General features: G+C 74.8%; 3 protein-coding genes. 1 reads left to right on the top strand and 2 read right to left on the bottom strand.

Going from position 1 to position 2,325, the window contains the following annotated elements; genetic code table 11:
- On the top strand, positions 1-898 hold an 898-nt coding region (locus LLG88_02825; GenBank protein MCE5245841.1), incomplete at its 5' end, for an FAD-binding protein.
- A 73-nt stretch (positions 899-971) separates the two neighbouring features.
- Here LLG88_02825 and lepB read toward each other — a convergent pair.
- Together lepB and LLG88_02815 are read right to left on the bottom strand one after the other, a co-directional pair.
- A complete protein-coding gene (lepB, locus tag LLG88_02820) occupies positions 972-1,724 on the bottom strand; it encodes a signal peptidase I (protein MCE5245840.1) in 753 nt (250 codons plus the stop codon).
- A 10-nt stretch (positions 1,725-1,734) separates the two neighbouring features.
- Positions 1,735-2,280, bottom strand: a complete 546-nt coding sequence (locus tag LLG88_02815; GenBank protein ID MCE5245839.1) for an LOG family protein — start codon at positions 2,278-2,280, stop codon at positions 1,735-1,737.
- Positions 2,281-2,325: the final 45 nt, after the last annotated feature.

Genomic DNA, 2,325 nt, shown 5'->3' with positions numbered 1-2,325 from the left:
CCATCCGACCGCCCTCGCGCTCCCCGGCGCTCCCTCCTGGCTGATGACCGAGGCGCTGCGCGGCGAGGGCGGGGTCGTGCGCGACCGCGACGGGCGGCGCTTCCTGCTCGACGACGATCCGCGCGGCGAGCTCGCGCCGCGCGACGTCGTGGCCCGCGGGATCGCGCGGCGGATCATCGCGCAGGGGGGCGAGCCGGTCCGTCTCGACCTCACCGGGCTCGACCACGCGTTCGTCGAACGCCGCTTCCCCGGGATCGTCGCGGCCTGCCGCGGCTGGGGGATCGACCCGGTGACGACGCCGCTGCCCGTCGCGCCCGCCGCGCACTACGCGATGGGCGGGGTGGAGACCGATCTCCACGGGCGGACGAACGTGCGCGGCCTCGCCGCGGCCGGCGAGGTCGCCTCGACCGGCGTGCACGGCGCGAACCGCCTCGCCAGCAACTCGCTGCTCGAGGGGTTGGTCTTCGGGGCGCGCGCGGCGCGCGGCCTGTTCGACGACGGCTTCGTCGGGCGCGAGGCGCCGCCGGCCGAGGCACCGGCGCCGCGCTTCTCGCGCGAGGCCGATCCGGCGGCCCACCGCGCGCGGCTGCGCGATCTGGCCGAGGACCGGCTGGGGATCCTGCGCGACGGCGCGGGGCTGCGGAGCGCGGTCGAGGAGCTCGAGGCCGAGGCGTCGCGCCTCGGCGCGCCGGGCGGGGCGCCGGCGACGCGCGCGGCGTTCGAGGCGGCGACGGAAGTGGACGTGCTGCGCGCCGTGGCGCGGGGCGCGCTCTGGCGCGAGGAGAGCCGCGGCGGCCACTTCCGCAACGACTTCCCGCAGGCCGACGACGCGCGGTTCCACGTCCACTCGCTTCAGGTCGCGGGCAAGGACGAGGTCGAGTCCTCTCCGGTCCTCTGAGCGCTCCCGGCGAGAACGCGCGGACGACGGGCGGGCCCCGCGTCGCGCGTCTCGCCGCGGCGCCGCCGCAGCGTCAGCGGATGATCGAGAAGAGACGTCCCCAGCGGGTGCGGGTCGGGAAGAGGTAGATCTTCCGCGCGATCGACTGCAGCCGGCGCAGCCCGACGTTCTCCTGGTCGTTCCGCTGCTCCTCGAACGAGTACCAGATGAAGAACGCGCGCCCCTTGACCAGCGAGCGGGGGAGGAAGCCCCAGTAGCGCGAGTCGCGCGAGTTGGCGCGGTTGTCGCCCATCATGAAGTACTGCCCGGGCGGGACCTTCGCCGGCCCGTAGTTGGCCTGCGGATCGACGTTCTCCGGGAGGACGTACGGCTCCTCGAGCGGCCTGCCGTCCACCAGCATCCGGCCGTCCTTCATCTCCACCGTCTCGCCCGGCAGGCCGATCACCCGCTTCACGAAGTCGACGTCCGGATCCTCCGGGAACTTGAAGACGACGACGTCGCCGCGCCTGATCTCCCGCTGGCCGAGGAGGCCCGCGGGGCTGTCGCCGGGGGCGGCGTAGAGATTGCGGTCCACGAGGATGTAGTCGCCGACGAGGAGCGTGTCGAGCATCGACTCGGTGGGGATCTTCGACTGCATGAACACGAACGTGCGCGCGAAGAGGAGCACGAGCACGCAGATGACGATCGTCTCGAGGTAGTCGCGCAGCACGCCCCGCGGCGTCCCGTGCACGAGCGTCCGCCCCTCGTCGGGGGTCCGCTCCGCCGCGGGCTTGCCGCCGCCGTCCTGCGTCTTCGCCTTCCCGTCGTCCTTCTTGTCGTCCGCCATCGCTCCGCCTTCAGTGCACGTGCGCGTCGAGCGCCAGGGCCACCGCCGCGTCGGCGCGGTCGGCGAGGCGCGTCCAGCGGCGCGCGCCGCCTTCCATCCGCCCCGCCGCCTCGAGCTCGCCGTAGGTGCGGGCCCACACGTCGTCCCAGATCACGATCGGCCCCCGCGGGCTGCCGGCCTTCGCGTCGGCCCAGAGGAGCGCCAGTTCCGCGAGGGTGCCGACCCCGCCGCCGAGCACGACGAACCCCTTCGCCAGCGCGAAGAGGCGCGCCGTCCGCGTCGCGAGGTCCGGCTCCTCGATCTCCAGCGTAAGGTGCGGGTTCGGGGAGCGCCCGCGGAAGAGGCGGCAGGTCACGCCGACAACCTCGCCGCCGGCGCGCCGCGCGCCGCGGCTGGCCGCCTCCATCACGCCGCCGTAGCCCCCGGTGACCGTCGGCAGGCCGCGGCGCGCGATCTCGGCGCCGACCGCCTCGGCGCGCTCCCACTCCGGGGAACCCTCCTCGGCGACCGCCGAGCCGAAGACCGCCACGCCCCGTTCGATGCCGCTGTTCGCCACCAAACTCCTCGCGTCGCGTCCCCGAGGGGCGCGGAGAGAAGATTA

The organism is bacterium (genome assembly GCA_021372775.1).
GTDB lineage: Bacteria > Acidobacteriota > Polarisedimenticolia > J045 > J045 > JAJFTU01.
Note: the sequence above shows the minus strand (reverse complement) of the source record. Positions and strands in the feature narration are given on the sequence as shown.

What these genes read in the sequence shown, in the direction of transcription:
- lepB (MCE5245840.1), bottom strand. Translation starts at nt 1,724, where the DNA reads ATGGCGGACGACAAGAAGGACGACGGGAAGGCGAAGACGCAGGACGGC.